This window comes from Vibrio sp. RC586, assembly GCF_000176715.1.
Lineage (GTDB): Bacteria > Pseudomonadota > Gammaproteobacteria > Enterobacterales > Vibrionaceae > Vibrio.
The window spans coordinates 550,182-574,244 of sequence record NZ_ADBD01000013.1; the positions used below are offsets into that span (position 1 = coordinate 550,182).

Below are 24,063 nucleotides of genomic sequence, written 5' to 3' on the forward strand. Positions count from 1 at the left end.
TTAAAATGCCTGTTTGAGCGCGATACTACCAAGATTGACGGAAAAAGGTGAAAATTTCCTGCGTTTCTCCCTAGGTGGATAAGCTGAATATTGTTATCATGGCCGCCAATTAACTAATGTTATTGTGACATGCCTCACTCCCTAAATGATGGCATTCCTACCTATTTCCTTGAATTGAAGGGTAAGCGTGTGAATATCCAAGCACTGATCAATGATCGAGTTTCTCAGGCTATCGAAGCCGCAGGCGCACCAGCAGGCACCCCTGCTCTGGTTCGTCAATCAGCAAAAGCACAATTTGGTGACTACCAAGCGAATGGCATTATGGGTGCAGCCAAACAGTTGGGTACCAATCCTCGAGAATTTGCACAAAAAGTCTTGGATGTTCTCAACCTAGAAGGCATTGCGAGTAAAACTGAAATCGCTGGCCCAGGCTTTATCAATATCTTCTTAAGCGAAGAATTCTTGGCTGCACAAGCAGAAGCAGCACTGGCGGATGAACGCCTTGGCGTTGCTCAAGAAGCTCCAAAAACCATCGTGGCTGACTACTCTGCTCCTAACGTAGCAAAAGAAATGCACGTTGGTCACTTGCGTTCAACCATCATCGGTGACGCTGTCGTGCGCACTCTGGAATTCCTAGGCCATAACGTGATTCGTGCGAACCACATCGGTGACTGGGGTACTCAGTTCGGCATGTTGATCGCGAACCTTGAGCGCGTGCAAAAAGAATCTGGCGAAATCTCGATGGAGCTGTCTGACCTCGAAGCTTTCTATCGTGAATCGAAAAAGCTGTATGACGAAGATGAACAGTTTGCTGAAACTGCGCGTAACTACGTGGTGAAATTGCAAGGTGGCGACCCATTCTGCCTAGAAATGTGGAAGAAGTTGGTTGACGTCACCATGATTCAAAACCAACGTAACTACGACCGCCTAAATGTATCTCTCACTCGTGAAAACGTGATGGGTGAAAGCATGTATAACGACATGCTGCCGCTGATTGTTAGCGACCTTAAAGCTAAAGGCTTGGCAGTAGAAGACGACGGCGCGCAAGTGGTATTCCTTGATGAATTCCAAAATAAAGATGGCGAACCGATGGGCGTTATCGTTCAGAAACGTGATGGCGGCTTCCTATACACTACGACTGACATCGCGTGTGCAAAATACCGTTATGAAACGCTTGGTGCCGATCGTGTGCTTTACTTCATCGACTCACGTCAACATCAACACTTGATGCAAGCGTGGACTATCGTGCGTAAAGCAGGCTATATCCCAGAGCAAGTCAGCTTGGAACACCATGCGTTTGGCATGATGCTGGGCAAAGATGGCCGTCCATTTAAAACTCGCGCAGGCGGTACTGTTCGCTTAGCTGATTTGCTAGATGAAGCAGAAGAACGTGCAAAAGCACTGATTGAATCTAAAAACCCTGAATTGTCTACGGAAGAAAAAGCCAACATCGCGAACACTGTTGCGATGGCAGCAGTGAAATATGCGGATCTTTCTAAGCACCGCACCACAGATTATGTGTTCGATTGGGACAACATGCTGGCGTTTGAAGGCAATACGGCCCCTTACATGCAGTACGCTTATACTCGTGTCGCTTCTGTATTTGCTAAAGCAGGCGTGGATATGACCCAGCTAACTGGCCATATCCAAATTACTGAAGAAAAAGAGAAAGCTCTGATCGCCAAACTGCTTCAGTTCGAAGAAGCGGTTCAGTCAGTGGCTCGCGAAGGTCAGCCACATATCATGTGTAGCTACCTATTTGAGCTGGCTGGTATTTTCTCTAGCTTCTACGAAGCCTGCCCAATTTTGGTGGCTGAACAAGAAAGTGTTAAACAGAGCCGCTTGAAGCTCGCGGCATTGACAGCCAAAACGATCAAGCAAGGTCTTGCTCTACTGGGCATTGAAACACTCGAAAGAATGTAATTGAGTTGCAAAAAAGGTTGGTGCATTGCCAACCTTTTCTTTTTTTATCTTCCTAACTCAACCATTGATGGAAACGCATTTCTCTTTAAAAGGCCAATGTCATGCTGAATTTTGAACTGCACCCACAACTGAAAAAAGATACCGATGTCATCGGACATTTCCCGCTCTGTGTTGCTCTTTTACATAAAGACTCCGCCGTACCTTGGATTATTTTGGTACCTCAGAAGCCAAACCTACGTGAATTGCATCATTTGCCAATGAATGAACAACAACAGTTTTTGGTTGAATCTCAAATCGTTTGCCAAACATTAGAAAGCTTATTTTCGCCAGATAAACTCAATCTGGGCGCCCTTGGGAACATGGTACCACAACTGCATATCCATCATATCGCTCGCTTTACTCATGACATGGCATGGCCTAGTCCGGTATGGGGTCGGACTCAAGGTGTTTTCCGCTCGGAGCAAGAACAAAAGCAGCTTCTCAGTTCCATTCAAGAACATCTTGCGCAAAATCCACTCTTTGCACTTCAAGTTGCTTAAGCGTTTAGCTAAGCCTGATCGTCAAAAAGCCGCATTACGCGGCTTTTTTCTTAACAACATTTTTAAGCTGTGACCCCATACTTACATGGTAACACTCACAGCTAAGCCTCCTTCACGATTGATCACATAACGCACTCGAACGATCGCATCTTCAGCATTCGTGTATTGCTGGCGTGATACCACGCCTTTCTTAATCCATACCGAAAGCATCGCATCAACGCCATCCTCGCTCAAAGAAAAACGGCGCGCTAATTCTTGACGAGTTATGCTGCCTTTTTCCTCAATAGCCGCTCGGAGCTTAATCAAAATCACGCGACAGGCACCTCAATCATTCTTTGTTTACGCCCCGCGTGTTTCAACAGCCAGTAAGTTGTTATCGCAATAGCAATAATCACACCGCTCCAAGCTAAGCTAGAGACTAGATGTTCCGTGATATGGGTGAGCTGGTAATATAAAACGGCAGAACCGTAGGCAAGCCCCATTGTCCATACCGCAATAAAGCGAGCATAAGCTGCACCAAATTCACGTACATAAGCCCCCATTGCAGCAACACAAGGTGTATAAAGCAAAATAAAGATCAGATAAGCAAATGCAACATGACCACTCGCAAAATAGGTATGTAGGTTGTCAAAGATTGAAGCATCCACTTCTTGTGCCTCTGCAACAGCAGTTGCATCTGTCAGGTCCCCCACCTCAATACCCAATGGGTCACTAAAGCTAAGTCCCGATAGATTTTCCGGAATGGTCATTAACGCTTCTTGTAGATCCGCCAGCAAATCATACTCCGCAGACACATCTTCGGCTGATGAGGTGGTGTAAAGACTATTTAACGTTCCGACAACCGCTTCTTTAGCAAAAATCCCTGTAATAATCCCCACTGTTGCAGGCCAGTTTTCCTGAGTAATTCCCATCGGTGTAAAGATTGGGGTTACCACTTGAGCTGCTTTTGAAAGCACCGACTTATCACTGTTTTCATTACCAAAAGAGCCATCGGTTCCAACTGAATTTAAAAAGCTCAAAATGGTCACGACAATCACTATCGTTTTCCCAGCCCCCAATACAAAGCGCTTCAACTTCTGCCACATTTTGAGCACCACATTTTGCAGAGTTGGGATTTCATAGTCCGGCATTTCCATGATTAAGCTTTCGCTCACACCGGGATACAACGTTTTTTTCAGAACTAGTCCAGTAAAGACAGCAGCCACAATGCCTAATAAATAGAGGGCAAATACAACGTTTTGGCCACTTTGCGGGAAAAAGGCCGCAGCAAAGAGCGCATAAACGGGCAAACGTGCACCACAAGACATAAAGGGTGCCATTGATGCCGCGAGTTTACGCTCACGTTCTTGATCTAGAGTGCGTGTAGCCATAATAGAAGGTACATTACAACCAAAGCCGAGCACTAAAGGCACAAAAGCTTTACCCGGCAGACCAATCTTTTGCATGACTTTATCTAATACAAAAGCCGCACGCGACATGTAACCGGAGCTTTCTAAAACTGCTAAGAATAAATACAAGCATGCAATGACAGGGATAAAGGTAGCAACGGTTTGAATACCGCCACCAACGCCATCAGCAATTAATGTCACCAACCAAACAGGCAGATGATCATCCAGTAAGTAATGACCACCATCCACCAGTAAAGCGCCGACACCTATGTCAAAGAAATCGATAAATGCACTGCCGATATTTATTGAGAACATAAACATCAGATACATCACAGCGAAGAAGAATGGAATGCCAACCCACTTATTGAGGATGATTCGATCCGCTTTTTGGGTAAATTTATGGCTCAATTTCCCATCAGAACGTCGTAAATGAGTACAAAGTTCATGCAGATAAGTGTAACGCACATTCGCCACCAATAAGTCGATGTCCATCGAAGCAGAGTTCTGGATCTGCTGCACATTATCGCGCTCGCTTTCTTTTAAACCGTTCATGACTAGCAAATCATTTTCTAACACTCGAATCGCGAGTGCCCGTGCTGCGACAGTCTGCTCGGCAAACATGGGTTCCAACTGAGCAATTAACTGCTCAAACTCGTTGCCATAATTCAGCTCTAGTTGTTTCAGCGCGATTCCTTGCACTACTAATTTATGCAATTTCTCCTGAAAACGGCGTACTTGCTCTTTGCTGTTGGCGGAAAGAGCAATCACTGGACAACCGAGGAAATGCTCTAACTGTTTAAGATCGAGGTGAACTCGCTCGCGTTTCAAAGCATCCATCTTATTGAGCACAACAATCATTGGGCGGCGCAATTCACGCAATTGCAGCGTCATATATAAACTACGCTCAAGGCATGTTGCATCTACAACATTAATGATCACATCCGCCGGATGGGTGAGTACCGCTCGCGAAGCGATCGATTCATCAATACTGTTGCTATCATTACCACTGTCTAAGGCATAGATACCAGGTAAATCAGTTAACTGAAATTCATCACCTGCATGAGTAAAGCGACCTATTTTTTTCTCAACGGTAACCCCTGCCCAGTTACCTACTTGCTGTTTTGCTCCAGTAAGCCCGTTAAATAATGTTGTTTTACCACTGTTAGGGTTACCGACAGTCAGCACTTGATAGTTCATTACGCTATCTCCACTTCAATATTTGCAGCGATATTTTCACGAAGAGCAATTGATACTCCGCGAACTTCAACTTGTAGTGGGTCCCCCATTGGAGCACGCCGAATCAAGAGAACTTCTGTATTCGGAAGTACCCCCATAACCATTAGTTTCTTTCTGATCGTATCGGAAAGCCCCTCTAATGCGAGGATCACACCGCGCTCGCCCACTTTCATCTGTGACAATTTCATAGCTGCAACTTTAAAAGGAAGTGTTAATAAGAAATATTACTATTAATAATAAGCCACATTATCATAAAGGGCATATGGTTTTTTTGAGTGAAAACAAAGTTTGCTTGAGTAACCACTACGTTATTTTCGTCAAAACAATTCTCGTCAAAAACGTCAAAGCCATCGGAAGAAAAAACTTAGCCAAGATTAAATCAGGGTGACAAAAACGACACAACAAAAATAATTCTTTAAAAACAACAAATTATATGATGAAAAAAGGATTGTCGTTTTTCTACATGAGGTTGTCGTTAATTTTATAAGTGAAATAAGTGGATAGCGATATAGTGAACTCGTTGAAAGGACATCCCTCCTAGAGACAAGAATTCCAGAGGTGATATGACTATGTCATATCACTCCGGCAGCAAGCGAAGGTGTCGTTGACACCCGTGGTATAGTCCCCCCGGCTATACCACGATATTTTTTTTCATCTCTTCCCACATCAAGCCAATCCACAAAACCACAACCACAACCACAACCACAACCACACCAACGTATAGCTATTATTGTCGATAATCTAGACTTCTCGATCTTCAATGAATTGACTTGGTGATAAACCAAAATGATGTTTGAAACGTTGGCTGAAATAAGAGGGATCATTAAATCCGCTATCAAAGGCAGCCTGAGCGATTTTGGTGCCACCGAGTAAACTCTGGCACGCTTTTTCTAGCCTAACTTCATTAAGAAACTCTTTAAAAGTTCTACCCGTCACTGCTTTAAAACGGCGTTGTAAGCTACGCTCCGACACATACAGAGATTTCGCGGCGCTGGATGTGGTGAAGTTAGGGTCACTGTAATTCTGTTCAATCAGTTTCTCGATTTTACTCAGCCACTCTTGATCCACACTATCGAGGCTTGGCTTATCTTCAAGTTCGCTCTCATCCATTTTAAACGACTCGATATCAGTGATCGTTGTTAATGGCCAAGCGAGCTCAATCACATTACGCTCTCGCAATGCCAATACCCTTAATTCACCTCCACTTCGGTTCACTAACTCATGGAACGGGTAAGAACCGAACCTCGTCAAATTAACTTGTATCGTTTCAAGATTCTCAGCGGGAGCACCATAATCAGAGAAAACCACCACAGCTTGAGTCTCTCTGGCTTCGAGTCGAATACTCAATTCTTGATGCTTATACAAACGCTTGATGGCATCGGTTAATAGTGCATTGAATAAAACATCAAGATTAAATTGGCGAACTTCGATAAAGCGAGTTTCACCAACGTAGGTAAGTTTAATTAGGGCTTTGCTGTATTCTTCCTGCCAACTTTTTAGCGCAGACTCAATCAAGAGATGTAAATCGTGTTTTTTACTCTCTTCCACATCTCCACGATGCATAAACTGCAACTGAGCTAGCTCCTGCTTCATCTTAGAAAATGGCGTGTCAAACTCCGTCCACCCTCTGACTTTGGCATGAGAAGCAATGTGACGTAGTGAAGGATCTATACTATCTAATACTTTACCTAAGATATTATGATGTACTTGAAGCTGCTTGCGTAATTGATGGTTATTACTCAACACTATTTTACTTTGGTGTCGCAACTGACTCGTTTTTAACTCGACTTGAGCTTTCAGTTTTCGGTTTGCTCTGAGTATCATTCGAGTGCGCCACCAAAAAGCCAATGCTAATGCGCCCAAAAGCGTAACCGCATACCCTAAGATAGCAAATGAAGTCATATACCAAGGCTGCATCACTTCAAAATCAAACAAAGCCTCGGTCCGATATCGCTGTGTTGGGTTTGCACTGCGCACTCTCAAGCGGTACTTATCTGGTAAAAGTTGGTCAAAACTCAACAAAGCCCAATCAAATCGCTGCCACTGACCTTCATCATTAAGCTTGTACTCTAATGACTGATTGCGTGAAGAAGGCAAAGCACCAAATTGAAAACTGATGGCATCCCCATAGGCGATTTTCAATGGGCTAGAGGCTCGATAGCCAAGCAGCTTCGTAATATGGTTAACGCTCACTTGGCTAAACATCACTTGAATATTCGGTATATTGGAAACCGCTAATTCTTCGGTGTTTGCCCTGACTACACCAAGCTGTGAGCCAATGATAAGAGAAGAATCTTGATTATTACCCACAGAACAAGATGAAGATAAGAACTCATTACTAATCAAACCATAAGGCGCACCAAAATGTTTCTGTAGCTGACCTTGTGACTGGTAATGACTAATGCCTTTAGAAGAAATAAGCCATATCCCTTGCTCTGACTCAGCAATACAAAGTGGCCGGATATTCTCCTCAATTAGATCTATTGGTTCGGCCTCGGGTTGATCTTTTCTCCACAGGAAGACTCCATATGCCCCAACAACCCAAATATCCCCATCGGTATGAGGCAATACCTGAATAATCTCTCCATAACGATGACTCGAGAAATCAAAGCGGATCTGCTTGCCAAACAAGGAATAAGCCCCATGTTCAGTACCAATCACAATACCGCGATCCGCGGAAGCAAGTAGAGTAATTCTTGATGGTGAGTATTTTTTCACCATCCACTCTGCACCATAATCAGTGTACGTATGATCAGTCGGAGAATATGACCAAATTTGGTTGCTACTTGACCCCCACAAATTACCTTGGCTATCCACCGTTAAATGTTCAACGGCTGTTTGTAGTAATGGCATAGGCAGTTGTGGAGTATCGATAATCCGTTGGTTTAGGTTATATCGAACGACTCCCTTCCCTGTTGCGATCCAAACATGCTCTCCCGAAACAGTAAAATCGTTAATTTCACCAGGATAGATAAGATGCTTTCGCAGTTCATCGGAAAATTTAAAGTTATAGAGCCCTTGTTGGGTAATAGCTAAGTAGTCACCTTCAGAACTCCATGCTTTGATTTTTCTGAGCTGAGCCTTACTCCCATCACTAGACAGTGATTGTGCGGCATAACGCGTAAACTGTTGACCAAACAAGGAGTAGTAAAAGATCCCTTGATCGGTTGCAATCCACATCCCACCTTGGAAATCATTTACCATAGCATAAATTTTCCGGCCTAATAGTGCATAGTCACCGCTACGATTACTTTCTAATTGCACCACTTTTTCAGTAATGAAAGAGTAAACAAAAAGGCCATCCTCCGTCCCAACCCAATATTCTTTCTCTGTTTCCGCAATAGAAAGAACATGTGAAGAACCGATTCGTTCTGGTAAAGAACGTTTATTCTCAATATCAATCAGTAATGCACCATTTCGAGTGCCGACCAATAGCTCTCGCCTCTTATGAGAAAAATAGAGTTTCTGGATATAGTGCTTTCCAGATTTTTTTACATGCTCAAAACCTTGTTCTTCAGATACATATACCCCAACATTCGTTGCCAGAGCCCATTTTGAGACCATGTATTGAGCATCATTGATCACTAATTTATTAGCGCTATTGAGTTGATATAATTCGTGCAGCGACAGGGAATAAATCCGACCGCTGCGGATCTCATAGCTATAAAAATTCTCACTGTCCGTCATCCAGATCATGCCGTTTGATGCGCCGATCTGATTGATTTGAATTCCAGGAGTTAAACTTAACATCAACTCCTTTTGTCCATTCGGATAAGTTCGAAACAATTCGTGCTGTTCAAAAGTCCAGAATGCACTATTTGCGTAAACGATCTGACTGGATGTCAAAGGTAATACCGAGCCGCGTTGAGGTAGGATATTTTGCCCATCAAAAAATACAACCTTCCCATCGACATCATGAATCCAAATTCCGCCATCGCTACCTAAGTAAAGATTTTGAGCAACGATAACCTTCCCCTGCTCCTGGAGAGGCAAAGGGTAAAAAACAGACATGGACTTATCAAAAGCCAATACCATGGAAGAAATAATAAGATTCAGCAAGCAGCCATAGAGTAATGAGCGAAACACAAGTTCCCCTGTCAGCAATAATTCAATGATTCATGCTTTATAGGATTTAGAGTGGATGAGAGCACAAATTCACATGCATTCTAGCGAATACCATGATTTGATGCAGTTTGAAAGGTAGAGAAAGCGGGTGTTTTTTGTGTTTATTGAAGAAAAAATGCGGCTAAAGCCGCATTTAAATCTTTTATCTACCTTCTCAACCGCTCACATTTGTGAGAGACAAGCATTGTAACTATCCGCTAACTGGTTAAGAAATAAAAAATAGCTTCCTGACTTAACTTCAATAGCGCTTCCTAGTGGATCAAGCGTACCAATTTTTGCAGACGTCCCCCTAACCACTGATTCTATAATCGCAGGTTCAAATTGTGGTTCTGCAAAAACACACTTCACAGCTTGACTATTCAAGGTCTGCTTAATAGTAATCAACGTTTTCGCACCAGGTTTTCTCTCCGGACTCACGGTGAAGTGTCCAAGATTATTAAGAGAGAAATTCCGTTCAAAATAACCATAAGCATCATGAAAAACATAATAAGGGACTGTGGTCACTGGTTTTAACTTCTCACCAATGACATTGTCTTGCTCTGCCAGAGTCGCTAAAAAACGAACAAGATTATCTTGATATTGTTGTTGATTAGCTTCATCCAGTGCAATTAGTCGTTCAGTTATGGCACTAGCGACTTGCCCAGCTTGCTCTACCCCCAGCCAGAAATGCGGATCATGGCTTCCATGATGATGTCCATTATGATCGTGCTCCCCTTCTTCACTGTATTCGTGGAGGGCTAAATTGGGGATTTGGCTTAATGTCAAAGTAGACTGACGATCAGCTAATAACTTACTCATAAAGGGTTCGAGATCCTGACCAAACCAAATAACCAAATCAGCCTGTTGAATCCGCTTTACATCTGAAGGACGGAGCGCATAATCATGCGGCGAAGCACCTGATGGCAAAAGAACATCAGGTGTTCCAGTGCCCAGCATCAATTCATAAGTGATCATCTGTATCGGTTTGATGCTCGTGAGCACCTCAATTGCACTGGCTGTTTTCGCAAACAGTGCAACGACACTCAGTAAAAGAAATCTCGGTAACATGGTTGCCGCACTCCAGTTAGTGGCTTTTATTGAGCCGAAATGTTACTTTATAACATGACCATTTTGCAAATGAGTTCTATTCATGGCTATTCTGATTGAGTTGCAGGACATCTGCGTCGACTTTGATCAACGACGCGTTCTTGACAATATTCGTTTAAATCTCAGCAAAGGCAACATTACTACGCTTATCGGTCCCAATGGTGCAGGTAAATCCACTTTAGTGAGAGTGATCTTGGGATTACAAACGGTTAACTCAGGAAAAATTATCCGCCAAGCAGGTATTCGCATCGGCTATGTACCGCAAAAACTCAAACTCAACGACACATTGCCTCTCACCGTCAATCGTTTCCTGAAACTTGCGGGACGTTTTAGTGCACAAGAATTAACTGAAGCTTTGAGATTGGTCGGCGGTGAGCATCTGCAGCACAATGACATGCACAAATTATCAGGCGGTGAAACACAACGTGTGTTACTGGCAAGAGCATTGTTGCAAAGGCCCGATTTGCTCGTGTTGGATGAACCCGCACAAGGTGTGGATGTACAAGGACAAATCGACTTGTACGATCTTATTCATACTTTACGTAACTGCTTTGGCTGTGCGGTGTTAATGGTTTCGCACGATTTACATTTGGTTATGGCAAAAACGGATGAAGTGATCTGTTTGCAACACCATGTTTGCTGCTCCGGCTCACCAGAGAGCATTGCTAAACACCCAAGTTATTTGGCGATGTTTGGCCATCGTAGCCGAGAAACTCTCGCTTTTTATCAACATCACCACGAACATCACCACCACGACTTATCCGGCTTACCGGTTAAAGGCAAAGCAAGTGCTTGCTCACACCACTCACATGGTCACCACAAACATGATTGAATTTCTTTTGCCGTCTCTGCTCGCCGGTCTTGGTATTGCCATTATTGCTGGTCCATTAGGCTCATTTGTTGTGTGGCGCAGAATGGCCTATTTCGGAGATACCCTTGCGCACGCATCCTTACTTGGCCTAGCGCTGGGTTTTTTACTCAATATCAATTTGTATCTCGCCTTGTTAGTTTGCTGTTTAGGTATGGCAGCAATTTTAGTCGCAATGCAAAAGCAAAAACTCATCGCGACCGATACACTTTTGGGCATTATGGCGCACAGTGCGTTATCGCTCGGTATGATTGCGGTGAGTTTTCTCGATAATGTCCGCATCGATTTGATGAGCTATCTATTTGGTGACTTACTTGCGATTAGCCCGTCAGATCTTACCTTTATCTGGTTAGGTGTAGCGACGGTGAGCCTGATTGTTTATCTGCTTTGGCAACCCCTTTTAGCCACTAGTGTGAATGAAGAGCTGGCTTTTGTTGAAGGAACCAACACTGACCTAATGCGTTTGATCTTGATGCTACTGATTGGTTTAGTAATTGCTGTAGGTATGAAATTTGTCGGTGCTTTGATTATGGGATCGCTATTGATTATCCCTGCCGCAACGGCTCGTTGCCTTTCACGCACCCCTGAAGCCATGGCATTTTGGGCAATATTGATCGGCATGGTGAGTGTACTGGGCGGCCTTGCTCTATCTTGGCATTTTGATACTCCAGCGGGTCCTTCGGTGGTCGTCTCTGCCGCAGCTTTATTTGTACTCACTCAATTTAAACGAGTTGCATAACGCCTTATCCAATTTAACTTTGGTAAAAAAGAAACCCCGAACTTTGTTCGGGGTTTTTTATCATCTGAATAAGTAATAGCGGTAGACTACCAGCCAGTTACTTCACGCAGTGCTTTGCCGATATCTGCAAGACTTTTTACTGTCTTCACGCCCGCAGATTCAAGCGCTGCGAATTTCTCTTCAGCAGTACCTTTACCACCAGAGATGATCGCACCAGCATGACCCATACGTTTGCCCGGAGGAGCCGTTACACCTGCGATATAAGAAACCACAGGTTTTGTGACGTTAGCTTTGATAAAGGCAGCCGCTTCTTCTTCTGCAGTACCGCCGATTTCACCGATCATCACAATCGCTTCTGTCGCTGGATCTTCTTGGAACATCTTCAGGATATCGATGAAGTTTGAACCAGGAATTGGGTCGCCACCGATACCTACACAAGTAGACTGGCCGAAACCTTCGTCTGTGGTTTGCTTAACCGCTTCATAAGTCAAAGTACCAGAGCGAGAAACGATACCCACTTTACCTTTCTTGTGAATGTGTCCTGGCATGATGCCAATCTTACATTCGTCAGGCGTGATCACACCTGGGCAGTTCGGGCCGATCATACGAACACCAGTCTGTTCCAGCTTCACTTTGACATCAATCATGTCAGTGGTTGGAATACCTTCGGTGATCGTCACGATCAGCTTGATGCCCGCGTCGATCGCTTCCAGAATCGCATCTTTACAGAATGGTGCTGGTACGTAGATAACTGTGGCAGTTGCGCCAGTCACTTCAACGGCTTCACGAACCGTATTAAATACAGGCAAACCTAGATGAGTTGTACCACCTTTACCTGGCGATACACCGCCAACCATTTGTGTACCATAAGCAATCGCCTGTTCAGAGTGGAAAGTACCTTGCCCACCAGTGAAACCCTGACAAATGACTTTAGTGTCTTTATTGATAAGAATCGACATTATTTGCCCTCCGCCGCGGCAACTACTTTTTGAGCTGCGTCTGTCAGAGATACAGCTGCAATAATATCTAGACCAGATTCTGCCAGTACTTTACGTCCAAGTTCTGCGTTTGTGCCTTCAAGACGCACAACCACAGGAACGCTTACGCCAACTTCCTTAACCGCACCGATAATGCCTTCTGCAATCATGTCACAGCGCACAATGCCACCAAAGATGTTAACCAGTACTGCTTTTACATTGGTATCAGACAAAATGATCTTGAATGCTTCTGCAACGCGCTCTTTTGTCGCGCCACCGCCTACATCGAGGAAGTTTGCTGGTTTTCCGCCGTGCAAGTTAACAATGTCCATGGTACCCATTGCTAGGCCAGCACCGTTAACCATACAACCTACGTTACCATCCAACGCAACGTAGTTAAGTTCCCATTTAGCCGCATGCGCTTCACGAGCATCTTCTTGAGAAGCATCGTGCATTTCACGCAGTTTTGGTTGGCGGTACATCGCATTTGAGTCGATGTTGATCTTACCGTCTAGACACAGCAGATTGCCTTCAGCCGTAATCACCAGCGGGTTGATTTCCAGCAGCGCGAGGTCGTATTGAGCAAACATTTCACCCAAGCCCATGAAAATTTTCACGAACTGTTTGATTTGGTCACCTTGCAGGCCCAGCTTAAACGCCAACTCACGGCCTTGGTAGGCTTGAGGGCCAACCAGTGGATCGATCGCTGCTTTGTGGATCAGTTCTGGAGTTTCTTCTGCGACTTTCTCAATTTCCACACCACCTTCAGTCGATGCCATGAAAACGATACGGCGAGTAGAACGGTCAACAACCGCACCCAGATAGAGTTCATTCGCGATGTTAGATGCTTCTTCAACCAGGATTTTTGAAACAGGTTGGCCATTCGCATCTGTTTGATAAGTTACTAGGTTTTTACCTAGCCACTTTTGTGCAAAAGCTTTTACTCCATCTTTAGTATCGTGCAGTTCAACGCCACCTGCTTTGCCACGTCCACCTGCGTGAACTTGACATTTTACGACTTTCTTCGCTGTGCTGATGCGTCCTGCAGCTTCAAACGCTTCTTGTGGCGTATCACAAGCATAACCTTCCGGTACAGGCAAACCGAATTCTGCAAACAGCTGTTTAGCTTGATATTCATGCAAATTCATTGTGTTGTTCCATTTGTTTATTGTTCTTCCATAGAGCTCAGCTCATCTGAACTTTACGTTTGTAGGGTCACTCTTGAGCGAGTAGCCAATCTTTGGCCAAAGCCAGGTCGGACGTTGAGCGTGTCCGACCCTTGTCAATCAATCACTCAGAAATCTGAGTCATCAATTGTTTAAACATCGAGCAGTAGACGTGCTGGATCTTCTAGCAATTCTTTTACAGTCACTAGGAAACCAACAGACTCACGACCATCGATTGAACGGTGGTCATAAGACAGCGCCAGATACATCATCGGCAGGATTTCAATCTTACCGTCCACCACCATCGCGCGGTCTTGGATCTTATGCATACCCAGAATAGCCGCTTGTGGTGGGTTGATGATTGGCGTAGACATCAGTGAACCAAACACACCACCGTTGGTGATAGTGAAGTTACCGCCAGTCAGCTCGTCTACGGTCAATTTACCGTCACGGCCTTTTTCTGCCAGCTCTTTGATACCTTTTTCAATTTGCGCCAAGCTCAAGGTATCGCAGTTTTTCAGTACTGGCGTTACCAGACCGCGTGGTGTCGATACGGCAATACTCACATCAAAGTAGTTGTGGTAAACCAGATCTTCGCCATCGATAGATGCGTTCACTTCTGGGTAACGTTTCAGCGCTTCAGTCACCGCTTTCACATAGAAAGACATAAAACCAAGGCGGATACCATGACGCTTTTCGAAAACGTCTTGGTACTGCTTACGCATATCCATGATCGGTTTCATGTTCACTTCGTTAAACGTAGTAAGCATTGCAGTGCTGTTTTTCGCTTCCAACAGACGCTCAGCAATACGCTTACGTAGACGAGTCATAGGTACGCGTTTTTCTGTACGGCCAGCCACTGGAGCGATAGCTGCAACTGGTGCTTCAGCTTTCGCAGCAGGCTTAGCTTTGTTCGATGCCAAATGTGCTTCGATGTCTTCACGAGTGATACGGCCACCGACACCAGAACCTTTCACTTGGTGAGCTTCCAAGTTGTGTTCTGCTAGCAGACGACGAACCGCAGGGCTCAGCGCATCATTGCTTTCTTCAGTCAGTGACGCTTTATGACGTTTGTCTGGTGATGGTTCAGTAGCATCTGGCGTATCTTGAGTCGGTTCACCCGCAACAGCACCCAGTTTCAAACGAGCCAGCAGCTGTTTAGAAAGAACGGTCGCGCCTTCTTCTTCCAGAATCGCTTCCAAAACACCCGCTTCTGGTGCTGGAACCTCCAGCACCACTTTGTCGGTTTCAATTTCAACAATCACTTCATCACGAGCAACCGAGTCACCCGGTCTCTTGTGCCACGTCGCAACAGTGGCATCCGCAACTGATTCAGGCAAATCTGGAACCAGAATTTCAATGGTCATAATGGTATCTTCCTTATACTTCTAGTTCTTAAGCTAGGGTCAGAGCGTCTTCAATCAACGCTTTTTGTTGTTTCATGTGCACCGACATATAGCCGACCGCTGGCGATGCCGAAGCTGGACGACCTGCGTATTTCAGATCTGCACCCGCTGGAATCGCAGCACGGAAATTGTGCTGACTACTGTACCAAGCGCCTTGGTTTTGTGGCTCTTCCTGACACCAAACGTAATCCACCACATTGGTGTAATTCGCAATGGCCGCTTGTACTTCTTCCAGAGGGAATGGGTACAGCTGTTCAATACGAACAATTGCCACATCTTGCTGCTCATTCGCACGGCGTTGTTCAAGCAAGTCGTAGTAAACCTTACCGGAGCAGAACACAACACGCTTAACTTGTGCCGCATCCAATGCATCAATCTCACCGATTGCAGCTTGGAAAGTGCCGTGAGCAAGATCTTCCATGCTTGATATACACAATGGATGACGCAGTAGAGACTTAGGCGACATTACCACTAGTGGACGACGCATTGGGCGAACCACTTGGCGACGAATCATGTGGTAAACCTGAGCTGGCGTAGATGGAATTACCACCTGCATGTTCTGCTCAGCGCACAGTTGCAAATAACGCTCTAAGCGTGCTGATGAGTGCTCAGGGCCTTGGCCTTCATAACCGTGTGGCAGCAGCATAGTCAGACCACATAAGCGGCCCCACTTCTGTTCACCAGAGGAGATAAACTGGTCTATCACCACTTGTGCACCGTTGGCAAAGTCACCGAACTGCGCTTCCCACAGGGTTAAGCCGCCTGGTTCTGCTGTTGCGTAACCGTATTCGAATGCCAATACCGCTTCTTCTGACAGCACAGAGTCAAATACTTCAAACGGGCCTTGGCCTGCATGAATTTGAGATAGAGGAATGTAAGTGCTGGCATCATTTTGGTTGTGCAAAACAGCATGACGGTGGAAGAAGGTACCACGGCCTGAATCCTGACCAGAAATACGAATGCGTTTACCATCATCAAGCAGTGTGGCGTAAGCCAGCGTTTCCGCCATCCCCCAGTCCAGCATTTTCTCGCCTGAAATCATCGATAGACGATCTTGATAGATCTTTTCAACGCGGCTGTGCAAAACATGACTTTCTGGATATTGGCAGACTCGGCGAGCAAGATCTTGCAATCGATCCATCGCATACTCGTTATTCCACGCAATATTCCAGTCATGACCAAGATATGGAGACCAATCAACCGAGTGCATCGCCATAGGGCGCCACTCTTTAACTACCACTTCACCATGGTCCAAAGCATCGCGATATTCATTAACCAATTGGGTGGCGGTTTCGAGATCACATTCACCACGTTCGGTCAACACATCCGCATACAGCTTACGAGGTGTTGGGTGTTTTTTGATTTTTTGGTACATCAACGGCTGAGTTGCGTTTGGTTCATCCGCTTCGTTGTGACCATGACGGCGGTAACATACCAGATCGATAACCACATCACGTTTGAATTCATTACGGTAATCCAACGCTAAACGTGTAACAAACGCCACCGCTTCTGGATCATCTGAATTCACGTGGAAAATTGGTGCCTGCACCATCTTGGCAATATCGGTACAGTACATGGTTGAACGAGTATCGCGTGGGTTTGAAGTGGTAAAGCCCACTTGGTTATTCACCACGATACGCACAGTTCCACCCACGTAGAAACCACGGGCTTGTGACATGTTGAAGGTTTCTGCTACAACACCTTGTCCCGCAATCGCTGAGTCACCGTGAACTGTGATAGGAAGAACTTTGCCGCCATCTTCATCGCCTAGACGATCTTGGCGCGCACGCACTGAACCCATTACTACTGGGTTAACAATCTCAAGGTGCGATGGGTTAAAGGCCAGCGCTAAGTGTACGTCACCACCCGGTGTCGCAAAGTCAGCAGAGAAACCTTGGTGATATTTAACGTCACCTGTACCCCAACCTTCACCGTGCTTACCTGCAAACTCGTCAAACAGATCTTGAGGTTTCTTACCCAGAACGTTAACCAGCATGTTCAAGCGGCCGCGGTGTGCCATACCAATAACCACTTCACGCATGCCACTGGCACCTGCGTGACGGATCAATTCTTTGGTCATTGGGACTAAGGCATCACCACCTTCAAGAGAGAAGCGCTTAGCACCTGGGAATTTTGCACCAAGATAACGCTCAAGACCTTCGGCTGCAGTGAGCTCTTCAAGGAATGTACGTTTTTCTGCTTTCGTGAATACAGGATTACCAATCACTGGCTCAAGACGCTGCTGAATCCAACGTTTTTGTTCGGTATCGGTAATGTGCATGTATTCAGCACCGACAGAACCACAGTAGATTTTTTGCAGAGATTGGTAGATGTCTTTCAACTTCATCGTGTCTTTGCCGATTGCAAAAGAGCCCACGTTGAAAGTTTCTTCCATATCTTCTTGGGTCAAGTTATGGAATGAGGGATTAAGTTCCGCCACTTCGGGACGGTTCCATAAACCGAGGGGATCAAGCTTGGCAGCTTCATGACCGCGGAAGCGGTATGCGTTAATTAGCTGCAGTACTTTGACTTGTTTTGCATCGACTTCAGGATCACTAACTTGGACATTGTAATGCTTTGTCTCTTGGGCGAGTCGTCGGAAGTAGTCACGGACGCGTGAGTGTGGTTGTTCAACCACATTCGTTGGGTGCGCAGGCAGCCCATCAAAAACACGTTTCCACTCCTCACTTACCAGATCGGGATCACTTAGATACAGTTCGTAGAGGTCTTCTACGTAAGTTGCATTGGCGCCAGCCAAGTGTGAAGACTCGAGCCATGCCTTCATCACGCCGTTGTGCATTTTTTTCCCTTAACCAGTAGTTTTCACGTTTGCTTCGGTCTTATCGCCGAGCTATAAAAGGCAGGCCCGAAGGCCTGCAATTTTCAATCTAAACTGAACGATTGATCAGCATGGACTTAATATGCCCAATCGCTTTCGTCGGATTCAATCCTTTCGGACAAACACTGACACAGTTCATGATGCTGTGGCAACGAAAAACGCTAAATGCATCATCAAGATTCGATAAGCGTTCATCTGTTGCCGTATCACGGCTGTCAATCAACCAACGATAAGCCGCCAACAAGCCTGCTGGTCCGATAAATTTATCCGGATTCCACCAGAATGAAGGACAAGAAGTCGTACAACAAGCGCACATAATACACTCGTACAGACCATCTAAATGTGCCCGTTCTTCCGGTGATTGCAAGTTCTCTCTTGATGGAGGAAGTGCATCATCTGCAATCAAGAAAGGCTTAACTTTCGCATAGTTATCGTAAAACTGAGTCATGTCGACAATCAAGTCGCGAATAACAGGTAGACCCGGTAGTGGACGAATCACGATTTTGTCGCCTTTTAGTGCAGACAGAGGCGTGATACAAGCCAGACCATTTTTACCATTCATATTCAGACCGTCCGAACCACAAACACCTTCACGGCATGAGCGACGGAAAGCAATACTTGGATCTTGTTCTTTGAGCAGAATCAGAGCATCCAACAGCATCATGTCAGACCCTTCTTCTACTTCAAGAATGTAGTCTTTCATGTATGGCTTAGCATCCACATCCGGATTGTAGCGATATAAAGAGAAGTTGAGTTTCATTTTGAGTACCTCCCTTAATATGAACGCACTTTAGGCGGGAACGGGTCACGGTGAACAGGTGTCATATTCACATCACGTTTACTCATCTGTTCCGTTTCCGGATTGTAGATTGAGTGACACAGCCAGTTTTCATCGTCACGATCTGGATAGTCGAAGCGAGCATGAGCACCACGGCTTTCCGTGCGATAGTTTGCCGCCACAGCAGTAGAAAACGCTGTTTCCATCAGGTTATCCAGCTCTAAACATTCGATACGCTGAGTGTTGAATTCTGACGATTTATCAGCAAGATGTGCATCTTTCAGGCGTTCGCGAATCACTTTCAACTCTTCAAGACCTTCGGCCATCGCTTTACCTTCACGGAATACCGAGAAGTTATTTTGCATGCAGCGTTGCAGATCTTTACGGATAACAACTGGGTCTTCGCCACCTTTGCTGTTTTCCCAGCGCATGGTACGAGTCAGAGAAGCTTCGATATCCGATGCGGTTGCTGGGCGAGCTTCTGCTTGAGCACGCAGAGTTTCACCAAGATGCAGACCTGTAGCACGACCAAATACCACGAGGTCAAGCAGTGAGTTACCGCCTAAACGGTTCGCACCGTGTACCGATACAGAGGCGATCTCGCCGCAAGCGAACAGACCTTGAACCTCAACATCTTTACCACTTCTGTCTTGCTTAATAGCTTGGCCAGAAACTTGTGTTGGTACACCACCCATCATGTAGTGACAGGTTGGAATAACTGGAATTGGCTCTTTCACTGGATCAACGTGAGCAAAGGTACGTGATAGTTCACAGATACCCGGTAGACGTGATTCCAATACATCACGACCTAAGTGATCCAGTTTCAGTTTGATGTGTGGCCCCCAAGGGCCGTCACAACCACGACCTTCACGGATTTCGATCATCATTGAACGAGCAACCACGTCACGACCTGCCAAGTCTTTGGCATTCGGCGCGTAGCGTTCCATGAAACGTTCGCCGTCTTTATTCAGTAGATAGCCACCTTCACCACGGCAACCTTCAGTAACCAGTACACCTGCACCAGCGATACCCGTTGGGTGGAATTGCCACATTTCCATATCTTGCATTGGTACGCCAGCACGCAATGCCATACCAACACCATCACCGGTATTGATGTGTGCGTTAGTCGTTGAAGCGTAAATACGACCAGCACCACCCGTAGCAAGTACAGTCGCTTTGGCTTTGAAATAGCAAATTTCGCCAGTTTCCATACAGATAGCGGTACAACCGAGCACCGCACCATCTTGGTTTTTCACCAAATCCAGTGCATACCATTCAGAGAAAATGGTGGTTTTATGTTTAACGTTTTGTTGATAAAGCGTGTGCAATAAAGCATGGCCCGTACGGTCTGCTGCTGCTGCCGTACGCGCCGCTTGCTCACCACCAAACTCTTTTGACTGACCGCCAAAAGGACGCTGATAAATAGTGCCGTTCTCGAAACGAGAAAATGGTAGACCCATTTTCTCAAGTTCAATCACAGATTCAGGGCCATTTTTACACATGTATTCGATAGCGTTTTGGTCACCGATATAGTCGGAGCCTTTTACCGTATCGTACATATGCCATTGCCAATCATCTTTATGTGAGTTACCCAACGCCACAGTAATACCACCTTGAGCTGATACGGTGTGTGAACGAGTTGGGAACACTTTTGAAAGCAGAGCACAAGTTAAACCTTGCTCAGAAATTTGTAGTGCAGCGCGCATGCCTGCACCACCCGCGCCGATTACAACGGCATCAAAGGAACGAACTGGAATAGTCACTTAGGCACCCCACAATACAAATAGGCCAGAGAAGAAGTATCCAAGCAATACCGCGATGACAACTAACTGTAGTCCCGCACGCAATTTGGAACACTTAATGTAATCCGTCAGTACTTGCCATAAGCCAATCCAGCCATGGATTAATACTGAAACTAATGCCAACATTGTGAAGACTTTGGTGAAAGTGCTACCAAAGAACTGAGTCCACGCTACATACGAGATGTCCGTGAACGCGCAAAAACTTACGATATAAATGGTGTACAACACCATGATGATCGCCGAAGCACGAATCAATAGAAAATCGTGCACACCGTTACGACCAAACGAAGAAACATGTTTTACCATACCAGAACCCCCGCCAGCAGAGACAATACAGCGGTAGCAGCAAAAGCTACCTTGGCGCTTGTGGCACCGGATTCCAGCTCTTCAAAATGGCCAAGATCCATCAACAAATGACGAATGCCACCAGCAATGTGATAGGCCAGAGCAGTTAGGATTCCCCACAGCACGAACTTCACTAGAAAGCTGTCAACAATGTTGCTCGCTTCCATGAATCCGACAGGTGAGGATAGAGAGAGGGATAGCAACCAAAGCAAAATCCCAACCGCAACAAACGTAATCACCCCCGACACACGGTGGAGGATGGATGCGATTGCTGAGATCGGAAAGTGGATGGTCTGCAAATCTAAATTAACAGGTCTTGACTTTCTTTCTTTCACGGGCTTGCTCACTCAGCTCCATTGAGCATTTATAGTTATGGATGAATTCTGGTCGATAATGCGCATAATTTAACATTTAATCAACATTTCGACCACCAAATTGGCGAGTTAATTGTAGTTTAAATGTTACACTCAAGTCTTAAATTCATAAGCTGAATTTCTTTCTAGGCTTGAATTTATAAGGTCTCTCACAGAATTTTCTGTGTCACTATACGGACCGCAACATTCTAATACAATTGCTGTAACAATTTTTGCTACACAGAACAGATTTTTAACTTTATACGTATAAAAAATCAAAGTGAGTGCACACATCAGAGTAGAATCATTGACTTTAATTAAGATCGGACGTACAAGAATCACACACAAAACATCCTGGACGGATTAAATAATAAACAAAGGAGATGGTTATGGCGGATAAGAAAGCGACCCTTCACATCGAAGGTAAAGCGCCGATCGAATTGCCAATTATGGATGGATCTCTTGGTCCACAAGTAATTGACGTTCGTACTTTAGGCTCAAACGGTTACTTTACTTTTGACCCGGGTTTTCTTGCCACTGCATCCTGTGAATCTCAAATTACTTATATCGATGGCGCTAAGGGCATTTTGTTGCACCGCGGTTACCCTATCGATCAGTTAGCCAATAACGCTGATTACTTGGAAGTTTGTTACATCCTTCTTTACGGTGAAGCCCCTAATCGTAAGCAATATGAAGAATTCAAGAAAATCGTTACTCGCCACACCATGGTGCATGAGCAAATAGCGAGCTTTTTCCACGGTTTCCGCCGTGATGCTCACCCTATGGCTGTCATGTGTGGTGTGGTTGGTGCGTTAGCCGCTTTCTATCACGATTCACTCGATATCAATAACGACACACACCGAGAAATTGCGGCTTATCGTCTGCTTTCAAAAATGCCGACTCTGGCTGCAATGTGTTACAAATATTCGGTTGGTCAACCGTTTATCTACCCACGTAACGATTTAAGCTATGCGGAAAACTTCCTGCACATGATGTTTGCCACACCTTGTGAAGAATATGAAGTGAATCCTATCGTAGCTCGTGCTATGGATAAGATTTTCACGCTACATGCTGACCATGAGCAAAATGCTTCCACCTCGACGGTGCGTTTGGCTGGTTCATCCGGTGCAAACCCATTTGCTTGTATTGCTGCTGGTATCGCTTCTCTCTGGGGGCCTGCGCATGGTGGAGCAAACGAGGCTTGTTTGCGTATGCTGGAAGAGATCGGCTCTGTTGACAAGATCCCCGAGTACGTAAGACGAGCGAAAGACAAAGATGATCCATTCCGTCTGATGGGCTTTGGTCACCGCGTTTACAAAAACTACGATCCACGCGCAACGGTAATGCGTGAAGCGTGCCATGAAGTGCTTAAAGAATTGAGCATTCAAGATCCGCTGCTCGATGTCGCCATGGAGCTTGAGCGTATTGCTTTGTCTGATGAGTACTTCATCGAGAAGAAACTCTATCCAAACGTCGATTTCTACTCAGGCATCATTTTGAAAGCGATCGGTATTCCAATCTCAATGTTTACCGTGATCTTTGCGATGTCTCGTACCATCGGTTGGATTGCACACTGGAATGAAATGCACAGCGATCCAGACAACCGTATCGGTCGCCCACGTCAGCTGTACACAGGTCAAAAACTACGTGATTTCACTCCACTGCATGAACGCAGCTAGTGCATGATTTAGAAAAAACAAAAGAGCGAGGAAATCTCGCTCTTTTTTATTGCTCTAAACTGGATTATCAATATCAATAAAGGTCACATCAAAACCGTGATTTTCCGCGAGCCATTCCCCTAACGCTTTAATCCCATAGCGCTCTGTAGCATGGTGACCTGCGGCAAAATAATGTATTTGCTGTTCTCGTGCCGAATACGTCGTACGCTCCGAGATTTCTCCAGAAATAAACGCATCTAAACCTCGACTCGCGGCCAACTCAATGTAATCTTGTCCACCACCGGTACACCAGCCAACGGTTTCGATCGGTTTCTCTGCTTGATCAGGAGCGATATGCAGAGGCGGGCGATTCAGCGCTTGTCCAATCCGATTTGCCAATTCTTGCCCCGTTAATGGCTGAGAAAAACGCCCAAACATTGCCACCGATTGTGAATGTCCTTCCAAACCGCCTTCAACGATAATCCCGAGTCGCTGCGCGAGCTGCGCATTGTTGCCCAATTGTGGATGGATATCTAAAGGCAGGTGGTACGCATACAGATTAATATCATTTTGGATCAGGGCTCGAATGCGGCGGCCTTTCATGCCGCGAATCGCCTCAGACTCACTTTTCCAAAAATAGCCGTGATGAACCAATAGCGCATCGGCTTTCAGCTCAATCGCAGCTTCAATTAAAGCCAAGCTAGCCGTCACCCCAGTGACAATTCGTTTTACTTTCGTTTTACCTTCGACTTGTAAACCGTTAGGACAATAATCTTTAATTAACTGTGGGGACAATGTCTCATTTAGCAAAGCTTCTAGCTGTAAATTGTTCATC

General features: G+C 45.4%; 19 protein-coding genes. 5 read left to right on the top strand and 14 right to left on the bottom strand.

All coding sequences use genetic code 11. The annotated features are described in order from the left end of the window. Positions 1 to 189: 189 nt before the first annotated feature. Positions 190 to 1,923 (top strand): arginine--tRNA ligase, encoded by a 1,734-nt coding sequence (argS, locus tag VOA_RS03105; RefSeq protein WP_032468413.1) that lies wholly within the window; start codon positions 190 to 192, stop codon positions 1,921 to 1,923. A 101-nt stretch (positions 1,924 to 2,024) separates the two neighbouring features. Continuing rightward, on the top strand, positions 2,025 to 2,462 hold the full coding sequence (locus VOA_RS03100) for an HIT family protein (protein ID WP_000931474.1): 438 nt from the start codon (positions 2,025 to 2,027) through the stop codon (positions 2,460 to 2,462). Between the two features lie 81 nt (positions 2,463 to 2,543). Here VOA_RS03100 and VOA_RS03095 read toward each other — a convergent pair whose 3' ends face one another. From VOA_RS03095 to znuA, 5 genes are all read right to left on the bottom strand, one after another. After that, entirely contained in the window at positions 2,544 to 2,774 is a 231-nt protein-coding gene (locus tag VOA_RS03095) for a FeoC-like transcriptional regulator (protein ID WP_000600762.1), read from the bottom strand. Then, a complete protein-coding gene (gene feoB, locus VOA_RS03090; RefSeq protein ID WP_001109299.1) occupies positions 2,771 to 5,047 on the bottom strand; it encodes a Fe(2+) transporter permease subunit FeoB in 2,277 nt (758 codons plus the stop codon). The genes VOA_RS03095 and feoB overlap by 4 nt, the downstream gene beginning before the upstream one ends. Then, on the bottom strand, positions 5,047 to 5,274 hold the full coding sequence (locus VOA_RS03085; protein WP_000777868.1) for a FeoA family protein: 228 nt from the start codon (positions 5,272 to 5,274) through the stop codon (positions 5,047 to 5,049). The genes feoB and VOA_RS03085 overlap by 1 nt, the downstream gene beginning before the upstream one ends. Positions 5,275 to 5,827: 553 nt before the next feature. Next, positions 5,828 to 9,172: a helix-turn-helix domain-containing protein gene (locus tag VOA_RS03080; RefSeq protein WP_009356142.1), complete on the bottom strand. Its 3,345-nt coding sequence runs from the start codon at positions 9,170 to 9,172 to the stop codon at positions 5,828 to 5,830. A gap of 201 nt (positions 9,173 to 9,373) precedes the next feature. Next, complete coding sequence (znuA, locus tag VOA_RS03075) at positions 9,374 to 10,258, bottom strand: zinc ABC transporter substrate-binding protein ZnuA (RefSeq protein WP_000937632.1); 885 nt, start codon at positions 10,256 to 10,258, stop codon at positions 9,374 to 9,376. Positions 10,259 to 10,340: 82 nt separating this feature from the next. Between znuA and znuC the strand changes: the two genes are divergently transcribed. Further along, on the top strand, positions 10,341 to 11,129 hold the full coding sequence (gene znuC / locus VOA_RS03070; RefSeq protein ID WP_000996137.1) for a zinc ABC transporter ATP-binding protein ZnuC: 789 nt from the start codon (positions 10,341 to 10,343) through the stop codon (positions 11,127 to 11,129). Next, complete coding sequence (gene znuB / locus VOA_RS03065; RefSeq protein WP_032468414.1) at positions 11,122 to 11,904, top strand: zinc ABC transporter permease subunit ZnuB; 783 nt, start codon at positions 11,122 to 11,124, stop codon at positions 11,902 to 11,904. Before znuC ends, znuB begins: the two co-directional genes overlap by 8 nt. 86 nt (positions 11,905 to 11,990) lie before the next feature. Here the strand turns inward: znuB and sucD are convergent, their stop codons facing one another. The 8 genes from sucD to sdhC form a co-directional block, all read right to left on the bottom strand. Next, positions 11,991 to 12,863 carry a succinate--CoA ligase subunit alpha gene (gene sucD / locus VOA_RS03060; RefSeq protein WP_000025475.1) on the bottom strand — a complete coding sequence of 291 codons (873 nt, stop codon included), beginning with the start codon at positions 12,861 to 12,863 and terminating at the stop codon, positions 11,991 to 11,993. Further along, positions 12,863 to 14,029, bottom strand: coding sequence for an ADP-forming succinate--CoA ligase subunit beta (gene sucC / locus VOA_RS03055; protein ID WP_001048577.1), 1,167 nt, complete (start codon positions 14,027 to 14,029; stop codon positions 12,863 to 12,865). The genes sucD and sucC overlap by 1 nt, the downstream gene beginning before the upstream one ends. Positions 14,030 to 14,199: 170 nt before the next feature. Beyond that, positions 14,200 to 15,414 carry a 2-oxoglutarate dehydrogenase complex dihydrolipoyllysine-residue succinyltransferase gene (odhB, locus tag VOA_RS03050; protein WP_000151232.1) on the bottom strand — a complete coding sequence of 405 codons (1,215 nt, stop codon included), beginning with the start codon at positions 15,412 to 15,414 and terminating at the stop codon, positions 14,200 to 14,202. 28 nt (positions 15,415 to 15,442) lie between these two features. Further along, positions 15,443 to 18,253 carry a 2-oxoglutarate dehydrogenase E1 component gene (gene sucA, locus VOA_RS03045; protein WP_000551466.1) on the bottom strand — a complete coding sequence of 937 codons (2,811 nt, stop codon included), beginning with the start codon at positions 18,251 to 18,253 and terminating at the stop codon, positions 15,443 to 15,445. Positions 18,254 to 18,341: 88 nt separating this feature from the next. Continuing rightward, complete coding sequence (locus VOA_RS03040) at positions 18,342 to 19,052, bottom strand: succinate dehydrogenase iron-sulfur subunit (protein ID WP_000772965.1); 711 nt, start codon at positions 19,050 to 19,052, stop codon at positions 18,342 to 18,344. Between the two features lie 14 nt (positions 19,053 to 19,066). After that, on the bottom strand, positions 19,067 to 20,833 hold the full coding sequence (sdhA, locus tag VOA_RS03035) for a succinate dehydrogenase flavoprotein subunit (protein ID WP_000155077.1): 1,767 nt from the start codon (positions 20,831 to 20,833) through the stop codon (positions 19,067 to 19,069). After that, complete coding sequence (sdhD, locus tag VOA_RS03030; protein ID WP_000238619.1) at positions 20,834 to 21,178, bottom strand: succinate dehydrogenase, hydrophobic membrane anchor protein; 345 nt, start codon at positions 21,176 to 21,178, stop codon at positions 20,834 to 20,836. It abuts the gene before it with no gap. After that, positions 21,172 to 21,564 carry a succinate dehydrogenase cytochrome b556 subunit gene (sdhC, locus tag VOA_RS0118655; RefSeq protein ID WP_005510227.1) on the bottom strand — a complete coding sequence of 131 codons (393 nt, stop codon included), beginning with the start codon at positions 21,562 to 21,564 and terminating at the stop codon, positions 21,172 to 21,174. The genes sdhD and sdhC overlap by 7 nt, the downstream gene beginning before the upstream one ends. Positions 21,565 to 21,959: 395 nt before the next feature. Here sdhC and VOA_RS03025 point away from each other — a divergent pair, with 395 nt between their 5' ends. Beyond that, positions 21,960 to 23,249, top strand: coding sequence for a citrate synthase (locus VOA_RS03025; RefSeq protein WP_000763929.1), 1,290 nt, complete (start codon positions 21,960 to 21,962; stop codon positions 23,247 to 23,249). A gap of 54 nt (positions 23,250 to 23,303) precedes the next feature. On the opposite strand, the gene VOA_RS03020 is transcribed toward VOA_RS03025, so the two are convergent. Further along, a complete protein-coding gene (locus VOA_RS03020) occupies positions 23,304 to 24,062 on the bottom strand; it encodes a Nif3-like dinuclear metal center hexameric protein (protein ID WP_001061708.1) in 759 nt (252 codons plus the stop codon). Position 24,063: the final 1 nt, after the last annotated feature.

Coding starts and splice junctions, on each gene's coding strand:
- VOA_RS03040 (WP_000772965.1), bottom strand. CDS start 19,052: ATGAAACTCAACTTCTCTTTATATCGCTACAATCCGGATGTGGATGCT.
- VOA_RS03020 (WP_001061708.1), bottom strand. CDS start 24,062: ATGAACAATTTACAGCTAGAAGCTTTGCTAAATGAGACATTGTCCCCA.
- VOA_RS03100 (WP_000931474.1), top strand. CDS start 2,025: ATGCTGAATTTTGAACTGCACCCACAACTGAAAAAAGATACCGATGTC.
- sdhD (WP_000238619.1), bottom strand. CDS start 21,178: ATGGTAAAACATGTTTCTTCGTTTGGTCGTAACGGTGTGCACGATTTT.
- sucD (WP_000025475.1), bottom strand. CDS start 12,863: ATGTCGATTCTTATCAATAAAGACACTAAAGTCATTTGTCAGGGTTTC.
- odhB (WP_000151232.1), bottom strand. CDS start 15,414: ATGACCATTGAAATTCTGGTTCCAGATTTGCCTGAATCAGTTGCGGAT.
- feoB (WP_001109299.1), bottom strand. CDS start 5,047: ATGAACTATCAAGTGCTGACTGTCGGTAACCCTAACAGTGGTAAAACA.
- znuC (WP_000996137.1), top strand. CDS start 10,341: ATGGCTATTCTGATTGAGTTGCAGGACATCTGCGTCGACTTTGATCAA.
- VOA_RS03085 (WP_000777868.1), bottom strand. CDS start 5,274: ATGAAATTGTCACAGATGAAAGTGGGCGAGCGCGGTGTGATCCTCGCA.
- sucA (WP_000551466.1), bottom strand. CDS start 18,253: ATGCACAACGGCGTGATGAAGGCATGGCTCGAGTCTTCACACTTGGCT.
- znuB (WP_032468414.1), top strand. CDS start 11,122: ATGATTGAATTTCTTTTGCCGTCTCTGCTCGCCGGTCTTGGTATTGCC.
- znuA (WP_000937632.1), bottom strand. CDS start 10,258: ATGTTACCGAGATTTCTTTTACTGAGTGTCGTTGCACTGTTTGCGAAA.
- sucC (WP_001048577.1), bottom strand. CDS start 14,029: ATGAATTTGCATGAATATCAAGCTAAACAGCTGTTTGCAGAATTCGGT.
- VOA_RS03025 (WP_000763929.1), top strand. CDS start 21,960: ATGGCGGATAAGAAAGCGACCCTTCACATCGAAGGTAAAGCGCCGATC.